Raw genomic sequence first — 20,417 nt, 5'->3', positions numbered from 1 at the left:
AAAAATGGCGGATGGCTGCGCGCCACCCGCCATCGATAGATCCTGCCTCAGGCGGCGTCGCCGTTCGGTGCGCCGTCTTCGGGATGCACCGAAGCCAGAAGCTTCGCCGCGTCCTGCGCGTCCTGGGGCGTGAAGACGAGGCCAATGGGCGCGTCGCCATTGCGGATGATCAGGGCGACATTGCCGTCGGGGAGCTGCGAAACGCCCTCCAGCTTCTCCACCATGACACCCTGGATGCCGTTCTCGTTGTCGTTCTGATCGGACATGCCGTCTCCTGGTGTTCGGGGTAAGCTCTCCAACCTAATCAGTCGGCCCGAGAGTTAAACCACCGCACCCGGATTTCCCGGCATATCCATGGTCCGCCGCTGTCAGGCAGGCGCCGAATGCGAGCGCAGGAACCCGTCGACGCGCTCGAGCGCCCGCACGATGTTCTCCTCCGAATTGGCGTAGGACAGCCGCACATAGCCCTCGCCAAGAATGCCGAAATCCGGCCCGCCGATCAGCGCGACGCCGGCCTCCTCCAGAAGGGCCGAGGCCAGCTTCTTGGCCTTCCAGCCGGTCTGCGAGATGTTCGGGAAGGCGTAGAACGCGCCCTTGGGCGTCGCGCAGGAGACGCCCGGCAGCGCGTTCAGGCCCTCTACCACCACCTTGCGGCGCCGGTCGAAAGCCCGCATCATCGTCTCGACGTCGTCCTGCGGCCCGTCGATCGCGGCGATGCCGGCGAACTGGCTCGGGGCGTTGACGCAGGACCAGCAATTGACCGCCAGCTTGCGGATCTTGTCCATCAGCACATCGGGCCAGATCGACCAGCCCATGCGCCAGCCGGTCATCGCCCAGGTCTTCGACCAGCCATTCAGGACGATCAGCCGGTCGCGAATCTCCGGGAAGGTCAGGAGCGAGCAATGCGCCTCGCCGTCATAGGTCATCACGTCGTAGATCTCGTCCGACATGATCGCCACGTCCGGATGGTCGGCGAGGCCCTTCACCAGCTTCTCGATCTCGGCGCGCGGGGTCACGCCGCCGGTCGGGTTGGCCGGCGAGTTGAGGATCAGGAGCCGCGTCTTCGGCGTGATCAGGGACAGCGTCTCCTCGGCCGAGAAGGCGAAGCCGTTCTCCTCGCGCACCGGCACCGGCACCGGCGTCGCGCCGGTGAACTCGATCATCGAGCGATAGATCGGAAAGCCCGGATCGGGATAGAGGATCTCGGCCCCCGGCTCGCCGAACATCAGGATCGCCGCATACATGGTCGGCTTGCCGCCCGGCAGGATCATCACCGATTCCGGCGAGACCTCGATGCCGGTCGTCGCCAGCGTCCGCCGCACCACGGCCTCGCGGGTCGCGATCAGGCCATTGGCCGGCGTGTAGCCGTGATGGCCGTCGCGCAGCGCCTTGATGGCCGCCTCGACGATGTGCTCCGGCGTACGGAAATCCGGCTGGCCGATGCCCAGATTGATGATGTCGCGGCCCGAATTGGCAAGGGCGGTGGCACGTGCGAGCACCGCGAAGGCGTTCTCCTCGCCGATGCGGTCGAAGGCGGAAACCGTATGCAGCATGTTCGTCTCTCGAAAGGCCCGGGCATCTGAAGGGACGCACGCGGATCCGTGGCTCGTCGGGGTTTCGCGGCGCAAAGCCGATGGGCGATCCGTATGGCATCCCCCGTCCGCTGTCGAGTTCGGCCGCCCCCGCCGTCCCGCCGCCGGCCGCGCTCGGCGCCCGGTTGAGACCGGTAGGGAGCCGACGCGAAACCCGCCCCACATTCCCGCATGCGTGCTAGGCTTGACGTCGCCAGGGCCCGGCAGGTGGAGTCCGGGAACCGGCCGGCTTGCCGGAGCAGGTGCTGCGGCAGCCTCTTGAGGAGGATCCCCGACGCATGAAACTTGCAACCATCAAGGATGGCAGCCGCGATGGCCGCCTCGTCGTCGTCTCGCGCGATCTCACGCAGATGACCGACGCCGCGTTCCTCGCCCGGACCCTGCAGGCGGCGCTTGACGACTGGGCGCGCGTCGCGCCGCATCTGGCGACGCTAGCCCAGAGCCTCGAAACCGGGGCGGTGCCGGCCGAACGTTTCCACGAGCACGATGCGGCCAGCCCCCTGCCCCGCGCCTGTCAATGGATCGAGGCGGCGACGGAGGCTGCCGGGCCCGATGACGGGCCAGCGCTCCACCAGGGCGCGTCGGATGCGATCCTCGGCCCGCGCGAGCCGATCCTCGCCGCCGACGAGGCATGGGGCATCGATCTGGCCGGCGGCATCGCGGTGATCACCGGGGACGTGCCGATGGGCGCGGGGCCCGCGGAAGCACGTGAGGCGATCCGTCTGGTCATGCTGGTCAATGCCGTCGCGCTGCGCGGCTCGCCCGATTCACCCGTGGGGACCGATGGGCGTCCTGGCACGGCGAGCCCGGCCTTCTCCCCCGTCGCCGTGACGCCGGACGAACTCGGCGACGCATGGGACGGCGGCCGGCTCAGCGGCACGCTCTGCGTCGACCTGAACGGCAAGCCGCTGGGCCGGGTCGATGCGGGCATCGGCACGCGTTTCGATTTCCCGGCGCTGATCGCTGGGGCAGCGCGGACCCGCCGGCTGGCGGCCGGCACGATCGTCGGCTCGGGCGCGGTCGCCGACCAGCCGGAAGGCGGCCAGGGCGCCTCGATCGAGGCGGGCGGTTCCGGCCATTCCAGCCTCGCCGGCCTTCGCCGCGCCGAGGCAGCCGGCGGTGGCGATCCGGACACGCCGTTTCTCGGCTTCGGCGACACCGTCCGCATCGAGATGCTGGACGAGCGCCGGCATTCGATCTTCGGCGCCATCGAGCAGAGCGTCGAAAGCGCCTGACCAACCGACGGCACGCGTTCCCGGCTCGGTCGGGAACGCGACTGCTCGCCCGTCCCCGCAGCCGTCAGCTCTGCCTATTGCAGCAGGCGCGGCAGCAGTAGCGAGATCGCCGGGAAGGCGATCAGCAGCAGCACCCGCACGATTTCCGATCCGAAGAACGGCATCACGCCCTTGAAGGTCTCGCGCATCGGCACGTCCGGGGCGAGCGAGTTGATGATGAAGACGTTCAGCCCCACCGGTGGCGTGATCAATCCGAGTTCCACCACCACCAGGATGATGATGCCGAACCAGATCTTGGTCTCCTCGGGGCCGAGCCCGAAATCCAGCCCGGCGACGACGGGCCAGAAGAACGGGATCGCCAGAATCACCATGGACAGGCTGTCCATCAGGCAGCCGAAGATCAGGAACGCCACGATGATCAGGGCAAGGATCTGGAATGGCGCGAGGCCGCTCTCCTGCAGGAAGCCGGCGGCGGCCTGCGGCACGCCGGCCCGGGCCATGAAGATCTTCAGGAGTTCGGCGCCCAAGAGGATCAGGAAAATCATGCCGCTGGTGCGCGCCGTCTCCAGCAGCGCCTCGACGAAGCTGCCCCAGTTCAGCCGTCCGAGTCCGAAGCCGTAGATGCCGACGAGAAAGACGCCGATCGCGGCCGCCGCCGTCGGGCTGTAGACGCCGGCATAGATGCCGCCAATGACCACGCCGAAGATGATGGCGACCGGGATCACCGCGATGCTCGCCGCGACCAGTTCCTGGCGCGGCACCGCCTCACCCACCGGACCCGAGCCGGGGACGAAGCGGACATAGATGGCGATCGTCGCCATGAACATCAGCATCGCCAGGATGCCCGGGATCAGCGCGGCGGCGAACATCGTGACGATGTTGGTCTCCACGATGATGGCGTAGACGATGAGCACGACCGAGGGCGGGATCAGGATGCCGAGCGTGCCGCCGGCGGCGATCGTGCCGGTGGCGAGCGACGGCGAGAACTTGTAGCGGCGCAGTTCCGGCAGCGCGACCTGCCCCATGGTCGAGGCCGTCGCTGTGGACGAGCCGGACAACGCGCCGAAGCCGGCGCAGGCCGCGACCGCCGCCATGGCGACACCGCCATGGAAGCGCCCGAGCCAGGCATTGGCGGCACGGAAGAGATCGCGCGAGAGGCCGCAGCGCGACGCCAGCCCACCCATCAGGATGAACATCGGCAGCACCGACAGATCGTAGTTCGAGAACTGCGCGTAGGCGAGGTCCTTGAGCTGGTACAGGAGCACTGTCGAGCCCGACTGGATCGCCGTGCCGGCCATGCCCACCAGGATCATCGTGTAGGCGATGGGCACCCGCACGGCGATCAGGAACAACAGCAGCAAAAGCCCGAGAATGCCGAGCAGGAACGGGTCGATCATCGTGGTCTACTCGCTCGCTGTCGCAGGAGTGTCCTCGGTCCATTTCGGCTGGCCGCGCATGCCGGCGACCCCGTCGAGGATCGTCACCACGGCCGCGAGGAACAGCAGCGCGAGCGACAGGAGGATGGGCGGAAAGGCGGTCCACAGCGGCAGCTTCAGCACCGGCGTGACCTCCGGATACTGGATGTAGCTGCCGAAGCCGTAGGACATCTGGCGCAGGAGCAGCAGCGCGAAGGCCGCCGCGAAAATCGCGGAGAACAGCGCCATCGCCGCCTTCGCGCCCGCGCTCATGCCTTCGGTGAAGATGTCCACCGTCACGTTCGCGCCGGCGAGCTGGCAGTACGGCAGGAACATGAAGATGACGATGGCGACGAAATGCTTGACCAGTTCGTGGTCGGCCGGAAACGGCACCGAGAAGGCGATGTTCGAGCCGGCGCTGAGCGCCGTCATCACGGCCAGCCCGGTCAGAAGAATGCCGCCGGCCAGCGCCCAGTAGCGCACGAGGCGTGCGACCAGCCGGACGCCGGCGGCCAGCCAGCCGGTGCGGCGGGGCATGACTGCCCCGCCGCGGTTTGTCTCGTCGCGGACCATCAGGACTTGTGCTTGTCCATGGCCGCCCGCGCCGCCGCCACGAGGGCCGCGGAATCGAAGTCGGTGTGGTCGGCCTGCCATTTGTCGACGACCGGTCCGAGCGCGTCGTTGAAGGTCTGCATCTCCTCGGCGGTGAGCTGGATGTGCTCGTTGCCGGCGTCGACCGCGACCTTGATGCCGTGATCGTCGGCACCGCGCCAGATCTCGGCGACCTTGCGCAGGAACGCCTCATCGGAGTTCTTGTCGAACACCGCCTTCAGATCGTCCGGCAGCGCTTCCCAGCGACCCTTGTTCATCGAGACCTGGAAGGTGGTCGTGCCGAACCGGTTCTTGTCCGGTCCCTCGATCTGGTACTGGGTGACCTCCTGCAGCTTCAGCGGCGGAATGATCTCCCAGGGGATCAGCGCCCCGTCGACGGCGTTTGTCGACAGCGCCTGCGGCAGGTCCGGCACCGGCATGGTGACCGGGGTCGCGCCCATCGCGGTGACGACGTCGTTGCCGGTCGGGCCCGGCACGCGCAGCTTCTTGCCCTGGGTATCGGCGACCGTGCGCACCGGGCTGTTGGCCATCTGGATCGCCTGTCCGGCATGGACGTGATTGAACAGGAGATGCACCGGCTCGTATTCGGGCGCCAGATATTCGTCATACATCTCGCGCATCGCCAGATTGGCCGCGGCGATGTCGTTGGTGAAGATGGTCGGCAGCTCGAACACTTCCGAGCGCGGGAAGAGGCCCGGCGTATAGCCGTTCACCGTCCACACGATGTCGACGACGCCGTCGGCGACCTGCCGGAAAAGCTGCGGCGGCGCGCCGCCAAGTGTCATCGAGGGGTAGATCTCGATCTTCACCCGGCCGCCGGAATCGGCCTCGATCGACTGGGCCCAGGGCTCCAGCATCTGGCTGTGCGCCGGCGCCTTGGGGCCAAGGAAGTGATGCAGCTTCAGCGTCACTTCGGGCTCGGCCGCCCAGCTCTTGCGCATCAGCGCGGGGGCCGCAAGCACGCCCGCCGTCGCCGCCAGGAACTGCCGTCTCTTCATCCTCAACATCGCGTCCTCCTCTTCGCTTGTTCCGGGCGACACCGTCGGGTGCTCCGGTACCGGGTGCGGATCGTCTCCCGCCGCCTCCCGCTCACCTCGTTCGACCTCCGGCAGTGCCGGCAAACTCGTTTTGCTTCCAACTAGATTGTCACGCCGCGCGGGGCTTAGCCATCCCTTCCCCATCGCCATGCGACCATCGTCGGAGAACCGCTGGACGGCAAGCGGTGCCGGCCATCCCGGCCCGCATGCGCCCGGTCGATCGCGATCCCGGCGATCCTCATGCGGATGCCAGCCAGACGTCGAGAACCGCCGAGCGTCCCTGGTTGCGCACCATGTCGAACGCCTCGGCCACTGCCGCCTCCATCTCGTCCGGCCGCTCGACCCGGCGCGCATGGGCGCCGCCGGCCGCCGCGGCGATGTCGGCATAGCGTGGCGGCGGGTCGAAGCCGATGTCCAGATCGTCGGCCCGGCTGGCATAGCCGTCGGGATGGACGCCCATCGCCGAGAAGCGCGGCGCCTTCCAGCCCCGGTTGTTGTAGACGATCTGCACGAACGGGGTGCCGTATTTGGCGGCCATCCAGTGCACGCTGGACGGCACCGAGAACATGTAGGACCCGTCGCCGGTCATCGCGACGATGGTCTTCTCCGGGGCCGCGAGCTTGGCGCCGATGGCCGCGCCGCCGTTCCAGCCGAGCGAGCCCCCGCCGGAGGTGAAGATCGAGCCCGGCGCGGTCATTCGCATGTGGTTGAAGATTACCGGGTAATTGGTGATGCCCTCATTGAGGACGATGGTGTCGGCGTCGATGTGCCGGCGCACGCAGGCCGTGGCGAATTCCGGCGTGATCGCGTCCGGCGCGCCGGCTTCGAGCGCGATCAGGCCCTCGCGCCGGGCTGCGCTCGCGGCGGCGTGATGGCGGCTGCGTCGATCGACGATCTCGGGCGCCGGCTGCCGTGCGTCGAGCCCGGCATTGAGCTGCGCGAGCGCCGTCGCGGCATCGGTGCGGAAGGCGTGGCGCGCGCCGATATACCAGAGCGGCATCGCCGCCTTCAGCGGATCGACGTCGAGATGGATGATCGTCGCATCCGCCGCCGGCTTGCTGATGGTCGGGATCCACGGCACGTCGCTGTCGATGACGATGACGCAGTCGGCTTCGGCCAGCGCCGCGTTCTGGCGCGGCTCGTTCCACTGGTTGCCGCGATAGAGCGGATGGTCGTGCGGAAAGTTCATGGCGTTCGGCACCGATTCCAGAACGCCGATGCCGAGGCGTTCGCAGAAGCGGACGAGCTCGGGCACCGCCTCAGGATTGCGTCCGACATAGGAGGTCACCACCAGCGGCCGCTGGGCTTCCGCGACCGCGTCGAGGATGGTGCCGACCGCCGCCTCGGGCAGTGCGGCGGGAGCCAGCGCGCGCCACTGGCCGGGATCGATCGTCACCGGCTCGGCGAGTTCCTCCTCCATCACCTCGCGCGCGCCCATCAGATAGACCGGGCCGCGGGGTTCGGAGCCGGCGAACTGCATGGCCCTGTGGACGAGCTGCTTGACGTTGCGCCCGGTGCGCACCTCGTTGTCGTATTTCATGTAGCCGCGCACGATGCCGCGCTGGTCGTGGACATCCTGGATCCACTGGATGAATTCGTTGCGGCTGCCGCGCAGCTCGCCTTCCTGGGTGAAGGGCGAGGCGCCGGCGAAGATCAGCATGGGCACGCGGCCCCTGGCGGCGTTGTGCACCGCGCCGGCCAGCGCCTGGGTGCCGCATTCGACATGCACGATGACCGCCTGCGCCTGTCCGGAGACCTGCGCGAATCCCTGCGCCGCGCTCATCCCGGCCATCTCGTTCGGACAGGTGATGACGCGGGGCACCGAACGACCCTTGGCACGCGCCTCGGCGATCGCCTCGATCAGGCCGGGATGGTCGCTGCCGAAATTGACGAAGAGATGGGTGACCCCCGCTTCCATCAGGGCTTCGAGAAAGGCGGTGCTGGCGGTGTACATCGGCGACGTTCCTCTCAATCCAGCGCAGCGATGAGGCGGCGCAGCATGTCGAGAAGCGCGGGCTTGCCCGCCCCGACGATGGCGTCCAGTTCCCGGTCGTGACGGGCGGCGCATTCGGCCAGATGCGCCAGCTTCTCGCTGCCCTTGTCGGTCAGGTGCAAACCGTGGCTGCGGCGATCGGCGGTGCTCGGACAGCGCCGGATCAGCATCGCCCGGTCGAGATCGCGCAGCACCGGCGTCAGGGTGGACTTGTCGCGACCGGCCGCGCGGCTCAGCGCTAGCGGCGTGACGCCCGGATTGTCGTTGATCAGCGAGAGCACGGCGAAATGGCCGGGCCGCAGATCGGCCTGCGCCGCATGGCGCTTGAAGGATTTGAAGGAGGCGTTCTGGGCAAGCTGGAGATGAAAGGCGATGTAATCGTCCAGCGCACCGCGGCGGACCGGATCGTCGCCGCGCAAAGGACTGTCCGGCTCCGCGGACCGTCGTGTCGCTGACATGCTTCCCCTCCCAAGGCCGCCGGACGTCACCGTCCGGGCCGCCGCAAGGGCGACCATGCCCGGAGGCTAGGCGAGAGAAAGACCCGCCGCAACTAGTTTTATCACAAACCAGTTTCGGGCAGCGACAAGCAGGGGGGCGTCGGCGCGCAGGTCGATTTCCCGTGCCGGTATGACGAACGGCCCGGGCGCTGGAGAGCACCCGGGCCGCCGGTCGTGTCGTCGATGAGCGGGTGACCGCCCTCCCCGTCGCGCGGGTCAGGCGTCAGCCGACGGCGAGGCTTACCCGCCTAGCGGCCCCAGCGCAGGACCAGCGGGTCGAGCGTGCGGGCGAGCTCCAGGAGACCGGCGCGCGTGTCCGGATGCGCCGGGGCGATCGGCTTGCGCACGGCGTCGGAGGCAATGATGCCGCCTTCCTTCATCAGGATCTTCGCCGTGGCGAAGCTGGTCTGGCGGTTCTCGTAATTGATCAGCGGCAGCCAGCGCGCATAGGCCGCGACGGCTGCTGCGCGATCGCCGGCGAAATAGGGATCGATGATCTGGCGGATGCCGTCGGGAAAGCCGCCGCCGGTCATGGCGCCGGTGGCGCCGGCGTCGAGATCGGCCATCAGCGTGATCGCCTCCTCGCCGTCCCACGGACCCTCGATCGCGTCACCGCCGAGCGCGATCAGCTCGCGCAGCTTGGAGGCGGCGCCGGCGGTCTCGATCTTGAAATAGGAGACGTTCTCGATCTCGGCCGCCATGCGGGCGAGCAGTGCCGGCGGCAGCGGCGTGCCGGCGACCGGCGCGTCCTGGATCATGATCGGGATGGAGATCGCGTCGGACAGCGCCTTGAAGAATTCGAAGACCTGCTTCTCGCCGACCCGGAAGGTCGCGCCGTGATAGGGCGGCATCACCATGACCATGGCGGCACCGGCGGCTTCCGCCGCCTTGCAGCGGGCGACGCACACATCGGTGGAGAAATGGCTGGTGGTCACGATCACCGGCACCCGGCCGGCGACATGCTCCAGCGCCAGATGCATCTGCTCGTCGCGCTCGGCATCGGACAGGACGAACTGCTCGGAAAAGTTCGCCAGGATGCAGATGCCGGTCGATCCGGCGTCGATCATGAAGTCGAGCGCCCGGCGCTGGCCGTCGAGATCGGGCGCACCGTCCTCGGTGAAAATGGTCGGCGCGACGGGATAGACCCCGCGATAGGGCCGGACGGCGGAACATGCGGTCATCGTGTTTCCTGCTCTGCTGGTCAGTCTCGAAGGCGTCCGGGCCGGTCTGGCACGGACGATGTGCGGCAGCGTCAGCCGCGACCGACGAAGGGCATCTGGGTCGCCATGACGGTCATCGTCAGGACGTTGGCCTCCAGCGGCAGGCTCGCCATGTGCGCCACGGCGCGGCCGATATGGCCGGCGTCGATGGTCGGCTCGACCGCCGTCGTGCCGTCCGCCTGCAGCACGCCCTTCGACATGCGCGCGGTCATCTCGGTGGTGGCGTTGCCGATGTCGATCTGGCCGCAGGCGATGTCGAACGGCCGGCCGTCCAGCGCGGTTGCCTTGGTCAGGCCGGTGATGGCGTGCTTGGTCGCCGTGTAGGGCGAGGAATTCGGCCGCGGCGTCGTCGCGGAAACCGAACCGTTGTTGATGATGCGGCCGCCATGCGGCGTCTGCGCCTTCATCATGCGGAAGGCTTCCTGCGTGCAGAAGAACGCGCCGGTGAGATTCGCACCGACCACCGTGTTCCACTGCTCGGCGGTGAGCTCTTCCATCGGGATGGCCGGCGAGCCGGCGCCGGCATTGTTGACCAGCAGGTCGAGGCGGCCGAAGCGCTTCTCGACCTCGGCGAAGAGCGCCGTGACGGAGGCCTTGTCGGAAATGTCAGCCGGCACGACGACGGTCTGCGCCTCGCCGATGGCCTTGGATGCCTCGTCCAGCACTTCGCGGCGGCGACCGGTCATCACGACCGTGAACCCGTCGGCGACCAGCGCCGTGGTGATGGCCTTGCCAACGCCGGTTCCTGCGCCGGTTACCACGGCAATCTTGTTCTGCGACGTCATCGCGTCGACCTCCCCTGATTCATCATACGACCTGGTCGCGTTTCGCCCCCGCGAAACGCCATTGCAGCATGGCGACGTGTGGTCGTTCGTCGGTGCCACCGCTCCCATACGCTGCCGCGATGCCGCTTGACAACGTCGGCAGCGGATGATGGCGTCCATCCCAAGCGATCGCCCTGTCATAAGATCGCAGCAAGAACCGGCCGGAGGAAACGGCATGCAGTCCGAGACAGCCGAAAGGGTCGACAGCGCGACCTGGCGGCGACAGGCCCTGGCGATTCTGTCCGCATGGGGCATGAGCGATGCGCATGCGGCGGTCACCGCCGACGTGCTGGTCGCGGCCGACCTCATGGGTATCGATTCCCATGGCCTGACCCTGTTGCCGCTCTACGACCAGCAGCTCGGCAATGGCGGCGCCACCGCGACGCCGAATATCGAGGTCGTGCACGACATGGGCGCCGTCGCGCTGATCGACGGCGACGCCGGCTTCGGCCAGGTGCCCGGCATGATGGCCGTGGACATGGCCGCCGAGCGGGCCGGACGCTTTGGCATCTCCGCCATCTCGATCCGCAATTCCAACCATTACGGCGCGGCCGGCGTCTATGTGCGGCGGCTTGCCGAACGTGGGCTCGTCGGCATCTCGACCTCGTCGGTCTGGCGGGCCGGCATCGTGCCGACAGGCGGGCTGGCGCCGAAGCTCGGCACCAATCCCATCGCCTTCGCCGCCCCCTCGGCACGCGGCCAGCCCTTCCTTCTCGACATGGCGACCTCCACCGCGGCGATCGGCAAGCTCAAGCTGGCGCAGCGGGCCGAGACCGAACTGCCGGAAGGCTGGGCCCTGACGCGTCAGGGCACACCCCAGCGCGATCCCAACCTCGCGCTGCTCGATCCCTTGCTGGCACCGCTGGGCGGCCACAAGGGCTATGGGCTGGCGACCATGGTCGAGGTCCTGTCCAGCGTCCTGTCCGGCGCCGCCCTGACACCGCTGCGCGGGGCCCCCGGCCAGAAGCACGATGTCGGCCATTTCATCCTGGCCCTCGATCCCGCGATGATCCGCGGCTCGCGCGCCGCCTTCGAGGACGACCTCGACCGCATGGTCGACGGCCTGCGTGCGACCGACCCGATCGATCCGGCCCATCCGGTGATGGTGGCCGGCGACCCCGAATATGCCCGCGAGGCCGACAGGCTGGCGCACGGCATCCCCTTGTCTGCGAAGCTCGCCGCGCAATTGCGCGAGATTGCCGAACGGGCGGGCGCCGCCTTCCTGTTCGAGCGGGAGAGTGCGCCGACGTGACCGACCGTCCCTCGGGGCGGAGATAAACTGGGAGGAGAAAGACATGAAGAAGACCCTACTGACGCTCGCGCTCACGGCGGCGGGCATCGCCATGACCATGCCGGCACAGGCACAGCAGCTGCGGTTCATGACCGGTCCGCAGGGCGGTTCGTGGTATCCGCTGGGCGGCGCCATCCAGGGCATGGCGCCCGACGGCGTGGCGATCCAGGTCCTGCCGGGCGGCGGCGTCGCCAACGTCCAGGGCGTCCAGAACGGGGCTGCCGATCTCGGCTTCGCCAATTCCATCTCGACGGTCGACGCCATCAAGGGACGCGAGCCGTTCGAAGGCGAAGCCGACAATGTCTGCAACCTCGCGACGCTCTATCCGCAGTATTTCCAGATCGTCACGACCGCCAGCACCGGCATCGAGAAGGTCGAGGATTTCGCCGGCAAGCGTCTGGCCACCCAGCCGGTCGGCAACACCGCCGAGCAGGTGACCCGCGCCGTGATGCAGGCCGCCGGCATGACCTATGACGACCTGTCGACCGTCGACTACGTGTCCTATTCGGATGGCGTGTCGCTGATGCAGGACAACAATTCCGACATCTTCACGCTCGGCACCACCGTGCCGGCCTCGGCGATCATGGATCTCGCCAATTCCTCCGAGATCAAGCTGGTGCCGCTGGACGCCGACTTCATCGCCAAGATGAAGGCCGAGATCAATCCGGGCTACACCGGCGTGACCATCCCGGCCGGCTCCTATCCGGGGCAGGACGAGGACGTCAGCGCGGTCGGCTACGCCACCCACGTGATCGCGCGCTGCGATCTCGATGCCGGCGTCGTCGAGGGCATTCTCGGCCAGATGTGGGAGAACCGCCAGGATCTCGCCGCCATCGCCGCCGCGATGAAGGACATCACCGTCGAGGAGATGGCCCAGGACGTCGGCGTGCCGATGCACGAGGGTGCCAAGGCCTTCTACAAGGCCAACGGCGTCGAGATGTAAGCAGGATGGCGGGCGTGCGGCTTCGGGAGGGGCCGCACGCCTTTTTGTGACCGGCGGGCGCTTGAGCCGGCCGGACGACGGGTCGGCAATCCGGCCTGTCCACGGGGGGTGACATGGAACGACACGAAGTCTGGCTGAAGCGAACGATCACCGTCGTCGCGGTGACGATGAGCCTGTTCCACCTCTATGTCGCCTATTTCGGGCCACCCAACGCCTTCACCCTGCGGGCCACCCATTTCGGCTTCGCGCTGGTGCTGGCCTATCTGTCGCTGCCGATGTTCGCCTCGCGCCAGGGCAAGGCCCCGACGCCGCTCGACTGGCTGTTCCTGGTCGGCTCGCTCGCGGCCTCGGCCTACCCGATCGTCGAGCAGCAATATTTCAACACCCGCATGGCCTATGTCGGCCCGGTCTCGGCCACCGACATCAGCTTTGCGATCCTCATGATCGTCGTCGTCCTGGAGGGCACGCGCCGCGCCATCGGCCCGATCCTGCCGATCACCGCGCTGATCTTCCTCGGCTACCAGGTGTTCTTCACCAACACCCACCTGATCCGGCTGCTCGAATACCAGTACATGACGACCGATGCCCTGTTCGGCATCCCGGCGCAGGTCTCGGCCACCTATGTCGTGCTGTTCGTCATCTTCGGCGCCCTCGCCGAACGGCTGGGCATCGGCAAGCTGTTCATGGATTTCGCCCTGGCGCTGACCGGCAGCCAGGCCGGCGGACCAGCCAAGGTCGCCGTCGTCACCTCGGGCCTGTTCGGCTCGGTGTCGGGCTCGGCCGTCGCCAACGTGATGACCACCGGTACCTTCACGATCCCGCTGATGAAGCGCATCGGCTATCCGCCGCACTTCGCCGGCGCCGTCGAGGCGGTCGCCTCCACCGGCGGCCAGATCATGCCGCCGATCATGGGTGCCGCGGCCTTCGTCATGGCCGAGTTTCTCGGCGTCAGCTACCTGAAGGTCGCGGCCTTCGCGCTGCTGCCCGCCCTCCTCTACTATCTCGCGGTCTTCCTCGCGGTGCATTTCGAGGCCAAGAAACAGGGCCTGAAGGGTCTGCCCAAGGCCGATCTGCCCCGCGTAGGCGAGGTGCTGCGCGAGCGCGGCCACCTGTTCCTGCCGCTGTTCATCATCATCGGCACGCTGATGTCCGGCTTCTCAGCGCCCTTCTCGGCACTGATGGGCATCGTCTCCGTGGTGCCGGTCGTCCTGATGCGCAGCACCACCCGCAGCGAATTCACCATGGCCAAGCTGATCGACGGCCTTGAGGCCGGCGCGATCAACTCAGTGATCGTCGCCATGGCCTGCGCCACCGCCGGCATCGTCATCGGTGTCATCGCCCAGACCGGGCTCGGCCTGACCTTCACCAGCATCGTGCGCGCCGCGGCGCAGGACATGCTGCTGCCGGCCCTGCTGCTGACCATGGTCGCCGGCATCGTCCTGGGCATGGGCATGCCGACGACCCCGGCCTACATCGTCCAGGTGGCGCTTCTCGTGCCGGCTCTCGTCCGGCTCGGCGTGGCGGTCGAGGCAGCGCACATGTTCGTGCTCTACTTCGCCATCCTGTCGGCGATCACCCCGCCGGTGGCGATTGCCGTCTATGCGGCCTGCGGCATCAGTCGCTCGGCGGTCTGGGACACCAGCATCGCGGCGGTGAAGCTGGCGCTGACGGGCTACATCATCCCGTTCATGTTCGTCTTCGGCCCGTCGCTGCTCCTGATCGGCGACTGGGACAAGGTGGCCGTGTCCGTCGTGACCTCGATCACCGGCGTCACGCTGCTCACCGGCGGCCTCTCCGGCTATCTGCTGAAGCCGGCCAACTGGCCGACGCGGCTCCTCTACATCGCCGCCGCCTTCACGCTGATCAAGCCGGGCCTGACGACCGACATGATCGGTGCCGGTCTCGGCGCGCTCGGCCTGTTCCTCAACTGGCGCTGGCCGGCGCCGGACTTCGTGCCGCGCAACCGGCCGATGGTCGATCCGGGCCATGTGGAGGCGCCGGAGAACGCGCCGATTGAGCCCGGCGACCTGCTGGAGGCCTCGGCCCACAGCAGCCATCCGCGCAACGGCTGACACGAAAAAGGCGGGGCGCCGAGCGCCCCGCCTTTCTTCATCTCCGGGGACCGCCTCCCTCGGCGCCGGCCGTCCATGACGGCCGATGCCGCATCAGGGCATCGGGATGTCCTGCGTGAATTTCGGCACGTGATAGCCCTTCTGCACCGCCTCGCGGCCGGCCAGTTCGACATACCAGCGCTTCACATTCGGGAAGTCGTGGAGCGAGATCTCCTGCCATTCATGGCGCGATGCCCACGGCCAGATCGACAGGTCGGCGATGGAATACTCTCCGGCGACATATTGTTCGCGGCCAAGTTGGGTGTCGAGCACGCCGTAGAGGCGGCGCACTTCCTTGGCGAAGCGCTCCTCTGCGAAGGGCGCCTTGCCCTTGTTGAACTTCAGATATTGATGCGCCTGGCCGAGCATCGGACCGAAGCCGCCCATCTGCCACATCAGCCATTCGAGCGTCTTCATCCGGGCGACGGGCTCGGTCGGCAGCAGCTTGCCGGACTTTTCCGCCAGATAGATCAGGATCGCGCCCGATTCCATCAGCGTCAGGCCGTTGTCGCGGTCGACGATCGCCGGGATCTTGTTGTTCGGCGCGACCTTCAGGAATGCGGGATCGAACTGTTCGTCCTTGGTGATGTCGATGGCGTGGGCCTCATAGGGAAGCCCCATTTCTTCCAGCGCGATCGAGACCTTGCGGCCATTGGGCGTCGCCCAGGTGTAAAGATCGATCATCGGTGCAAATCCTCCCAGAGTGCTGTGTTCGAGATAGTCGAGGCATGGCGACCTGCGGCGGCGCGAGGACCGACCGCAGGCCGAACCGGATGGCTATTTCGCCGAGGCGCGCAGCTTCGTGACCGTGGTGCGGGTCGAGATCCGCTCGGGATCGGTGACGAGCTCGATCAGCGCCGCCTTGCCGGAGGCACGCGCCCGCTCGAAGGCCGGCATGAACTCGTCATTGCTGGTCACTCGCTCGCCATGGGCGCCCATCGCCGTCGCCATGGCGGCGAAATCCGGGTTCTGCAGGTCTGTGCCGACCACCCGGACGGGATATTCCCGCTCCTGATGCATGCGGATCGTGCCGTAAGTGCCGTTGGCGAAGACGAAGATGATCGGTGTCGCGCCGTACTGGACGGCGGTCGCCAGTTCGAGGCCGCTCATCTGGAAGCCGCCGTCGCCGACGCAGCCGATGACGGTGCGGTCGGGATGGGCGATCGCCGCGGCGACGGCCGCCGGCACCGCATAGCCCATGGCGCCGGCCGTCGAGCCGATCTGCCGCCCCGGCCGTCCATAACGCAGGTAGCGCTGCGGCCAGCCCGTGTGGTTGCCCGCGTCGAGCGTGACGATGGCGTCGGTCGCAAGCTCTTCGCGCAAAGTGGTGAAGGCGGCCGCAAGATCCAGCGGACCGGCTTCCTGTTCCGGTTCCACGTCGGCCAGGAACTCCTGGCGCAGCTGCGAACGCCAGCCCTCGAAGCGCGACGGCTCGAACCAGCGCGCCTCGGCAAGGGCGGAGGCCAGCGGGGCCGGCGAGGCGCAGAGGCCGAGCTCGGGCTGATAGACCCGGCCGACCTCCTCGGCGCCGGAATGGATATGGATGAGGCGCGGACGCGGCGCCGGCGAATCGAGCGTCGTGTAGCCCTTGGTCGTCATCTCGCCGAGCCGCGCGCCGGCGACGAACAGCACGTCGACCTGGGCCATCCGCTTGACGAGGCTCGGCGCGCCGGCCGTGCCGAAATCGCCGACGAAGCTCGACGAGCCCGCGGAAACGACGTCCTGGCGGCGGAACGAACTGGCGACCGGCAGGCCGTTGGCCTCGGCAAAGGCAGTGATGTCGCGGCACGCCGCATCGGTCCAGCCGCTGCCGCCGACCAGCATCAGCGGGTTCTTCGCCTCCGCGAGGATCGCCCGGATCGCCTCGGCATCGGCGGCCGTGACATGGCCCTCGACCGGCGTCGCCTTCGGCGCGTCGCCGACGCTCGCCATCTCGGTCAGCATGTCCTCGGGCAGCGCCAGCACCACCGGTCCCGGCCGACCCGACATCGCCACCTGATAGGCCCGCGCGACATATTCGGGAATGCGCGCCGTGGTCTCGATCTCGGCCGCCCATTTGGCGACCGGCGAGAACATCCGGCGATAGTCGATCTCCTGGAAGGCCTCACGATCGCGCATGTCGCGGCCGACCTGGCCGACGAACAGGATCATCGGCGTCGAATCCTGGAATGCCGTGTGCACGCCGACCGAGGCGTGGCAGGCGCCCGGGCCGCGGGTCACGAAGCACAGCCCCGGCTTTCCGGTCAGCTTGCCGTAGGCATCGGCCATGTTGGCCGCGCCGGCCTCGTGGCGGGCATTGATCAGGCGGATCTCGTCGCGGCTGTCATAGAGCGCGTCGAGCACCGCCAGATAGCTTTCGCCGGGCACGCAGAAGGCAGTGTCGGCCCCCTGCTTCAGCAGCTGGTCCACCAGAATGCGCCCACCGTTGCGGGCATTGGCTTGCGACTGGGTCATGTTCAGATCGACCTCGAAGGAATGCGCGGCCTTGAAGACCGTCCTGCGGGAGGCGCGAGGATCACGCCGGATGAAACCCGCGTCAGCGGGCGGTGGATCGAGCCGGCCGGGCCGTTACGCTCAGGTCTAGCGCGGCCCAGGGGCCATCGCCAAGACCGCCGCAAGGGCCGCCTGGAGGCCGGCTCAGCAATAGCGTTCCGGTCCGACGGACTGGGCGTCCGAATAGCGGTCGCCATGGGCAAAGCCGACCGGCAGCACGGCCTCGATGGCGGCCATGTCCTCCGCCGACAGCGTGATCGCCATCGCGTCGGCGTGGTCGTCCAGATGATCCGCGCTGCGCGTGCCGGGAATGGCGACGATCTGCGGCGAGCGATGCAGCACCCAGGCGATCGCCAGCGCCGCCGGCGACTGGCCGCGCTCGGCCGCAAAGGCACGGAAACGGTCGGCAGCGGCGAGGTTGTGGCTGAAATTCGGCTCGACGAAGCGCGGATTGGCAGTGCGGAAATCGCCCGGCGGAAAATCGGCCGGCACCAGCGGCTTTGCCCCGAACATGCCGCGGGCCAGCGGCGAGAAGGCGACGAGAGCCGTGCCGGAGCGCTCGCATTCCTGCACGAGACCGAGTTCCGGCAGGCGCGTCCACAGGGAATATTCGCTCTGGACGGCGGCCACCGGATGCACCGCATTGGCCCGGCGCAACGTGCCCGGAGAAATCTCCGACAGGCCGATCGCGCCGATCTTGCCCTCCTCTTTGAAGCGCACCAGCGTCTCCATCACCTCCTCGATCGGCCGCCCGGCCTCGCGGCGATGGATGTAGAAGAGATCCACATGCTCGACGCCGAGCCGGCGCAGCGAGCCTTCCAGCGCGCCGCGCAGATAGTCGGCCGAATTGTCGAAGCTGCGCTGCGGCGCCCGCTTGATCGCCGCCTTGGTGGCGATGACGAATCGGTGCGACCGGGCTTTCAGGAAGCTGCCGATCACCTCCTCCGAGACGCCCTCGCCATAGACATCGGCCGTATCGAGATGATCGATGCCGCGTTCGATGGCTCGGTCGAGCGTACGGTGGCTCTCCGCCACGTCGGTCGCCCCGTAGATGCCGCCGAAGCTCATGCAGCCGAGCCCCACGGGCGCCACCTGCGGTCCGCCCGTTCCAAGCCTGCGCCGTTCCATCATGCCCCCTCTTCCTTCACTCGCCGTGCGCCCGCCTGCCCTTGCAGACAGATGCGGACGCCCCGGTCTCGCGTCGCCACGGCGGCCGCTCCCGGCCGGCAATCCCCGCGCGACGTCTCCCTCCACGACCGGTGGATAACGTATCCACTGCCCCGATCGTGCCCTTCCGGGAACCGATAGCACATCGGCGACCTTGCCCCGAGCGTCATATGATGACACGTGAAGCACGTCACCGGCGAATGGTGCCGGCGCGTCGCATGACTTTCGTGTGGACAGCCGTGCTGCCTAATGTCGATGTATGCATTGAAAGCTCGCCACCCGCGACAAACATTCCGGGTCCCAGGATCGCTCGTCCGCTTCGGTGTGGCGGGCATGGCTGCAAATGACAGGTGAATTGATGGCTTTGACAGGAGACCTCCTCATCGGAGGCGCGACACGACACGGAACCGCAGGCGACATCCACGGCCTTGACGCGGCAACCGGCGAGAAGCTCGAGCCGGCCTTCGGTGCGGCCGGCCCCGACGATCTGGAAAAGGCCTGCGCGCTCGCCGCCGAGGCGTTCCCGATCTTCCGCGAGACCGATCTGGAAGCACGCGCCGTGTTCCTGGAGACGATCGCCCAGAACATCATGGATATCGGCGACGAGCTGGTCCAGCGCTGCGTGACCGAGACCGGCCTGCCGCAGGCCCGCGTCGAGGGCGAGCGCGGCCGCACGGTCGGCCAGCTCCGGCTGTTCGCCGCGACCGTCCGCGAGGGCTCGTTCCTCGAGGCCCGCATCGATCCGGCCATGCCGGACCGCAAGCCGATGCCGCGCGTCGACCTGCGCCTGCGCAACGTCGCGGTCGGCCCGGTCGCCGTCTTTGGCGCGTCCAACTTCCCGCTGGCCTTCTCGGTCGCTGGCGGCGACACGGCCTCGGCGCTGGCCGCCGGCTGCCCGGTCGTCGTCAAGGCCCATTCGGCCCATCCCGGCACCTCCGAGCTGGTCGGCAAGGCCGTGCAGAAGGCGGTCAAGGATTGCGGCCTGCATGAGGGCGTCTTCTCGATGCTGTTCGGCTCGGGCCGCGTCATCGGTCAGGGTCTCGTCGCCGATCCGCGCATCAAGGCTGTTGGCTTCACCGGCTCGCGCAGCGGCGGCACGGCGCTGATGGCGACCGCAGCGGCCCGTTCCGAGCCGATCCCGGTCTATGCCGAGATGAGCTCGATCAACCCGGTCGTGCTGCTATCGGGCGCCCTCGCCGCACGCGGCGAAGCGATCGGCAAGGCCTTTGTCGGTTCGCTCACCATGGGTGCCGGCCAGTTCTGCACCAATCCGGGCCTCATCCTCGCCATCGACGGCGAGGGCCTGGAAAGCTTCGTCAAGGGCGCCAGCGCCGCGCTGGGCGAGGCTCAGGCCGCGACCATGCTGACGCCGGGCATCCACGAGGCCTATTGCGAAGGCGTCAAGCGTCTGGACAGCCATTCGCAGGTCCAGAAGCTGGCCGAGGGCAAGGTCGGCGAGAAGTTCCAGGGTCAGGCGGCCCTGTTCTCCACCAAGGCCGCCGACTTCCTGGCGCATCCCGAGCTGCAGGAAGAGGTCTTCGGCTCCACCTCGCTGATCGTGCGCTGTGCCGACGAGGCGGAACTGCAGAAGGTCCTGGGCTCGGTCGAGGGTCAGCTGACCATCGCCCTGCACATGGAAGAGGGCGACCACGACGACGCCCGCAAGCTGCTGCCCGTGCTCGAGGAGAAGGCCGGTCGCATCCTGGTCAACGGCTTCGGCACAGGTGTGGAAGTGGCCCCGGCCATGGTCCATGGCGGTCCCTTCCCGGCCACCTCCGACGGCCGCTCCACCTCGGTCGGCACGCTCGCCATCGCCCGCTTCCTGCGGCCGGTGAGCTATCAGGACATGCCCGACGCGCTGCTGCCGAAGGCCCTGCAGGAGGCCAACCCGCTGAACGTGCCGCGCCGCATCGACGGCAAGCTCGGCTAAGCTCCGCGCAGACCACGAACGAAGCCCCCGGTGACCGACGGTCCCGGGGGCTTTTTC

General features: G+C 68.0%; 17 protein-coding genes. 5 read left to right on the top strand and 12 right to left on the bottom strand.

Features of this window, described 5'->3' with window-relative positions; genetic code table 11:
• Positions 1-47: 47 nt before the first annotated feature.
• Positions 48-266 (bottom strand): hypothetical protein, encoded by a 219-nt coding sequence (locus tag J3367_RS04600; RefSeq protein WP_024351475.1) that lies wholly within the window; start codon positions 264-266, stop codon positions 48-50.
• 102 nt (positions 267-368) lie between these two features.
• Positions 369-1,553 (bottom strand): pyridoxal phosphate-dependent aminotransferase, encoded by a 1,185-nt coding sequence (locus tag J3367_RS04595; protein ID WP_024351476.1) that lies wholly within the window; start codon positions 1,551-1,553, stop codon positions 369-371.
• 317 nt (positions 1,554-1,870) lie between these two features.
• On the opposite strand from J3367_RS04595, the gene J3367_RS04590 reads away from it, so the two are divergent.
• Positions 1,871-2,827, top strand: coding sequence for a fumarylacetoacetate hydrolase family protein (locus J3367_RS04590; protein ID WP_024351477.1), 957 nt, complete (start codon positions 1,871-1,873; stop codon positions 2,825-2,827).
• Positions 2,828-2,901: 74 nt separating this feature from the next.
• Here J3367_RS04590 and J3367_RS04585 read toward each other — a convergent pair whose 3' ends face one another.
• The 7 genes from J3367_RS04585 to J3367_RS04555 form a co-directional block, all read right to left on the bottom strand.
• The gene (locus J3367_RS04585) at positions 2,902-4,224 is read right to left on the bottom strand and encodes a TRAP transporter large permease (protein ID WP_024351478.1); all 1,323 of its coding nucleotides are present in this window, start codon (positions 4,222-4,224) and stop codon (positions 2,902-2,904) included.
• 6 nt (positions 4,225-4,230) lie between these two features.
• A complete protein-coding gene (locus tag J3367_RS04580) occupies positions 4,231-4,779 on the bottom strand; it encodes a TRAP transporter small permease subunit (protein ID WP_244495436.1) in 549 nt (182 codons plus the stop codon).
• Between the two features lie 35 nt (positions 4,780-4,814).
• Positions 4,815-5,861, bottom strand: coding sequence for a TRAP transporter substrate-binding protein (locus J3367_RS04575; protein WP_029703428.1), 1,047 nt, complete (start codon positions 5,859-5,861; stop codon positions 4,815-4,817).
• Between the two features lie 268 nt (positions 5,862-6,129).
• On the bottom strand, positions 6,130-7,845 hold the full coding sequence (locus J3367_RS04570; RefSeq protein WP_024351481.1) for a thiamine pyrophosphate-requiring protein: 1,716 nt from the start codon (positions 7,843-7,845) through the stop codon (positions 6,130-6,132).
• 14 nt (positions 7,846-7,859) lie between these two features.
• Positions 7,860-8,342 carry a MarR family winged helix-turn-helix transcriptional regulator gene (locus J3367_RS04565; protein ID WP_029703430.1) on the bottom strand — a complete coding sequence of 161 codons (483 nt, stop codon included), beginning with the start codon at positions 8,340-8,342 and terminating at the stop codon, positions 7,860-7,862.
• Between the two features lie 287 nt (positions 8,343-8,629).
• On the bottom strand, positions 8,630-9,562 hold the full coding sequence (locus J3367_RS04560; protein WP_024351483.1) for a dihydrodipicolinate synthase family protein: 933 nt from the start codon (positions 9,560-9,562) through the stop codon (positions 8,630-8,632).
• Between the two features lie 71 nt (positions 9,563-9,633).
• On the bottom strand, positions 9,634-10,386 hold the full coding sequence (locus J3367_RS04555; RefSeq protein WP_187390975.1) for an SDR family oxidoreductase: 753 nt from the start codon (positions 10,384-10,386) through the stop codon (positions 9,634-9,636).
• A gap of 214 nt (positions 10,387-10,600) precedes the next feature.
• Between J3367_RS04555 and J3367_RS04550 the strand changes: the two genes are divergently transcribed.
• The 3 genes from J3367_RS04550 (at position 10,601) to J3367_RS04540 (ending at position 14,731) form a co-directional block, all read left to right on the top strand.
• Complete coding sequence (locus J3367_RS04550; RefSeq protein WP_024351485.1) at positions 10,601-11,677, top strand: Ldh family oxidoreductase; 1,077 nt, start codon at positions 10,601-10,603, stop codon at positions 11,675-11,677.
• 43 nt (positions 11,678-11,720) lie between these two features.
• Entirely contained in the window at positions 11,721-12,659 is a 939-nt protein-coding gene (locus J3367_RS04545) for a TAXI family TRAP transporter solute-binding subunit (RefSeq protein WP_024351486.1), read from the top strand.
• Between the two features lie 113 nt (positions 12,660-12,772).
• Positions 12,773-14,731: a TRAP transporter permease gene (locus tag J3367_RS04540; protein ID WP_024351487.1), complete on the top strand. Its 1,959-nt coding sequence runs from the start codon at positions 12,773-12,775 to the stop codon at positions 14,729-14,731.
• A gap of 93 nt (positions 14,732-14,824) precedes the next feature.
• Here J3367_RS04540 and J3367_RS04535 read toward each other — a convergent pair whose 3' ends face one another.
• The 3 genes from J3367_RS04535 to J3367_RS04525 all read right to left on the bottom strand — a co-directional run bounded on the left by J3367_RS04535 (position 14,825) and on the right by J3367_RS04525 (position 18,394).
• Positions 14,825-15,454 carry a glutathione S-transferase family protein gene (locus J3367_RS04535; protein WP_024351488.1) on the bottom strand — a complete coding sequence of 210 codons (630 nt, stop codon included), beginning with the start codon at positions 15,452-15,454 and terminating at the stop codon, positions 14,825-14,827.
• A 93-nt stretch (positions 15,455-15,547) separates the two neighbouring features.
• The gene (locus J3367_RS04530; protein ID WP_024351489.1) at positions 15,548-17,224 is read right to left on the bottom strand and encodes a thiamine pyrophosphate-binding protein; all 1,677 of its coding nucleotides are present in this window, start codon (positions 17,222-17,224) and stop codon (positions 15,548-15,550) included.
• Positions 17,225-17,407: 183 nt separating this feature from the next.
• The gene (locus J3367_RS04525; RefSeq protein ID WP_202814813.1) at positions 17,408-18,394 is read right to left on the bottom strand and encodes an aldo/keto reductase; all 987 of its coding nucleotides are present in this window, start codon (positions 18,392-18,394) and stop codon (positions 17,408-17,410) included.
• A 394-nt stretch (positions 18,395-18,788) separates the two neighbouring features.
• Here J3367_RS04525 and J3367_RS04520 point away from each other — a divergent pair, with 394 nt between their 5' ends.
• Positions 18,789-20,360, top strand: coding sequence for an aldehyde dehydrogenase (NADP(+)) (locus tag J3367_RS04520; protein WP_024351491.1), 1,572 nt, complete (start codon positions 18,789-18,791; stop codon positions 20,358-20,360).
• Positions 20,361-20,417: the final 57 nt, after the last annotated feature.

The sequence above is a fragment of the Aurantimonas sp. NFXS3 genome (genome assembly GCF_049132005.1).
Classification (GTDB): Bacteria; Pseudomonadota; Alphaproteobacteria; order Rhizobiales; family Rhizobiaceae; genus Aurantimonas; species Aurantimonas coralicida.
The sequence above is the reverse complement of the archived record's forward strand: the minus strand, read 5'-3'. Positions and strand labels throughout refer to the sequence as shown.

Bases quoted from the DNA above. Each gene is read 5' to 3' on its own strand.
- J3367_RS04600 (WP_024351475.1), bottom strand. From the start codon at position 266: ATGTCCGATCAGAACGACAACGAGAACGGCATCCAGGGTGTCATGGTG.
- J3367_RS04595 (WP_024351476.1), bottom strand. From the start codon at position 1,553: ATGCTGCATACGGTTTCCGCCTTCGACCGCATCGGCGAGGAGAACGCC.
- J3367_RS04590 (WP_024351477.1), top strand. From the start codon at position 1,871: ATGAAACTTGCAACCATCAAGGATGGCAGCCGCGATGGCCGCCTCGTC.
- J3367_RS04585 (WP_024351478.1), bottom strand. From the start codon at position 4,224: ATGATCGACCCGTTCCTGCTCGGCATTCTCGGGCTTTTGCTGCTGTTG.
- J3367_RS04580 (WP_244495436.1), bottom strand. From the start codon at position 4,779: ATGCCCCGCCGCACCGGCTGGCTGGCCGCCGGCGTCCGGCTGGTCGCA.
- J3367_RS04575 (WP_029703428.1), bottom strand. From the start codon at position 5,861: ATGTTGAGGATGAAGAGACGGCAGTTCCTGGCGGCGACGGCGGGCGTG.
- J3367_RS04570 (WP_024351481.1), bottom strand. From the start codon at position 7,845: ATGTACACCGCCAGCACCGCCTTTCTCGAAGCCCTGATGGAAGCGGGG.
- J3367_RS04565 (WP_029703430.1), bottom strand. From the start codon at position 8,342: ATGTCAGCGACACGACGGTCCGCGGAGCCGGACAGTCCTTTGCGCGGC.
- J3367_RS04560 (WP_024351483.1), bottom strand. From the start codon at position 9,562: ATGACCGCATGTTCCGCCGTCCGGCCCTATCGCGGGGTCTATCCCGTC.
- J3367_RS04555 (WP_187390975.1), bottom strand. From the start codon at position 10,386: ATGACGTCGCAGAACAAGATTGCCGTGGTAACCGGCGCAGGAACCGGC.
- J3367_RS04550 (WP_024351485.1), top strand. From the start codon at position 10,601: ATGCAGTCCGAGACAGCCGAAAGGGTCGACAGCGCGACCTGGCGGCGA.
- J3367_RS04545 (WP_024351486.1), top strand. From the start codon at position 11,721: ATGAAGAAGACCCTACTGACGCTCGCGCTCACGGCGGCGGGCATCGCC.
- J3367_RS04540 (WP_024351487.1), top strand. From the start codon at position 12,773: ATGGAACGACACGAAGTCTGGCTGAAGCGAACGATCACCGTCGTCGCG.
- J3367_RS04535 (WP_024351488.1), bottom strand. From the start codon at position 15,454: ATGATCGATCTTTACACCTGGGCGACGCCCAATGGCCGCAAGGTCTCG.
- J3367_RS04530 (WP_024351489.1), bottom strand. From the start codon at position 17,224: ATGACCCAGTCGCAAGCCAATGCCCGCAACGGTGGGCGCATTCTGGTG.
- J3367_RS04525 (WP_202814813.1), bottom strand. From the start codon at position 18,394: ATGATGGAACGGCGCAGGCTTGGAACGGGCGGACCGCAGGTGGCGCCC.
- J3367_RS04520 (WP_024351491.1), top strand. From the start codon at position 18,789: ATGGCTTTGACAGGAGACCTCCTCATCGGAGGCGCGACACGACACGGA.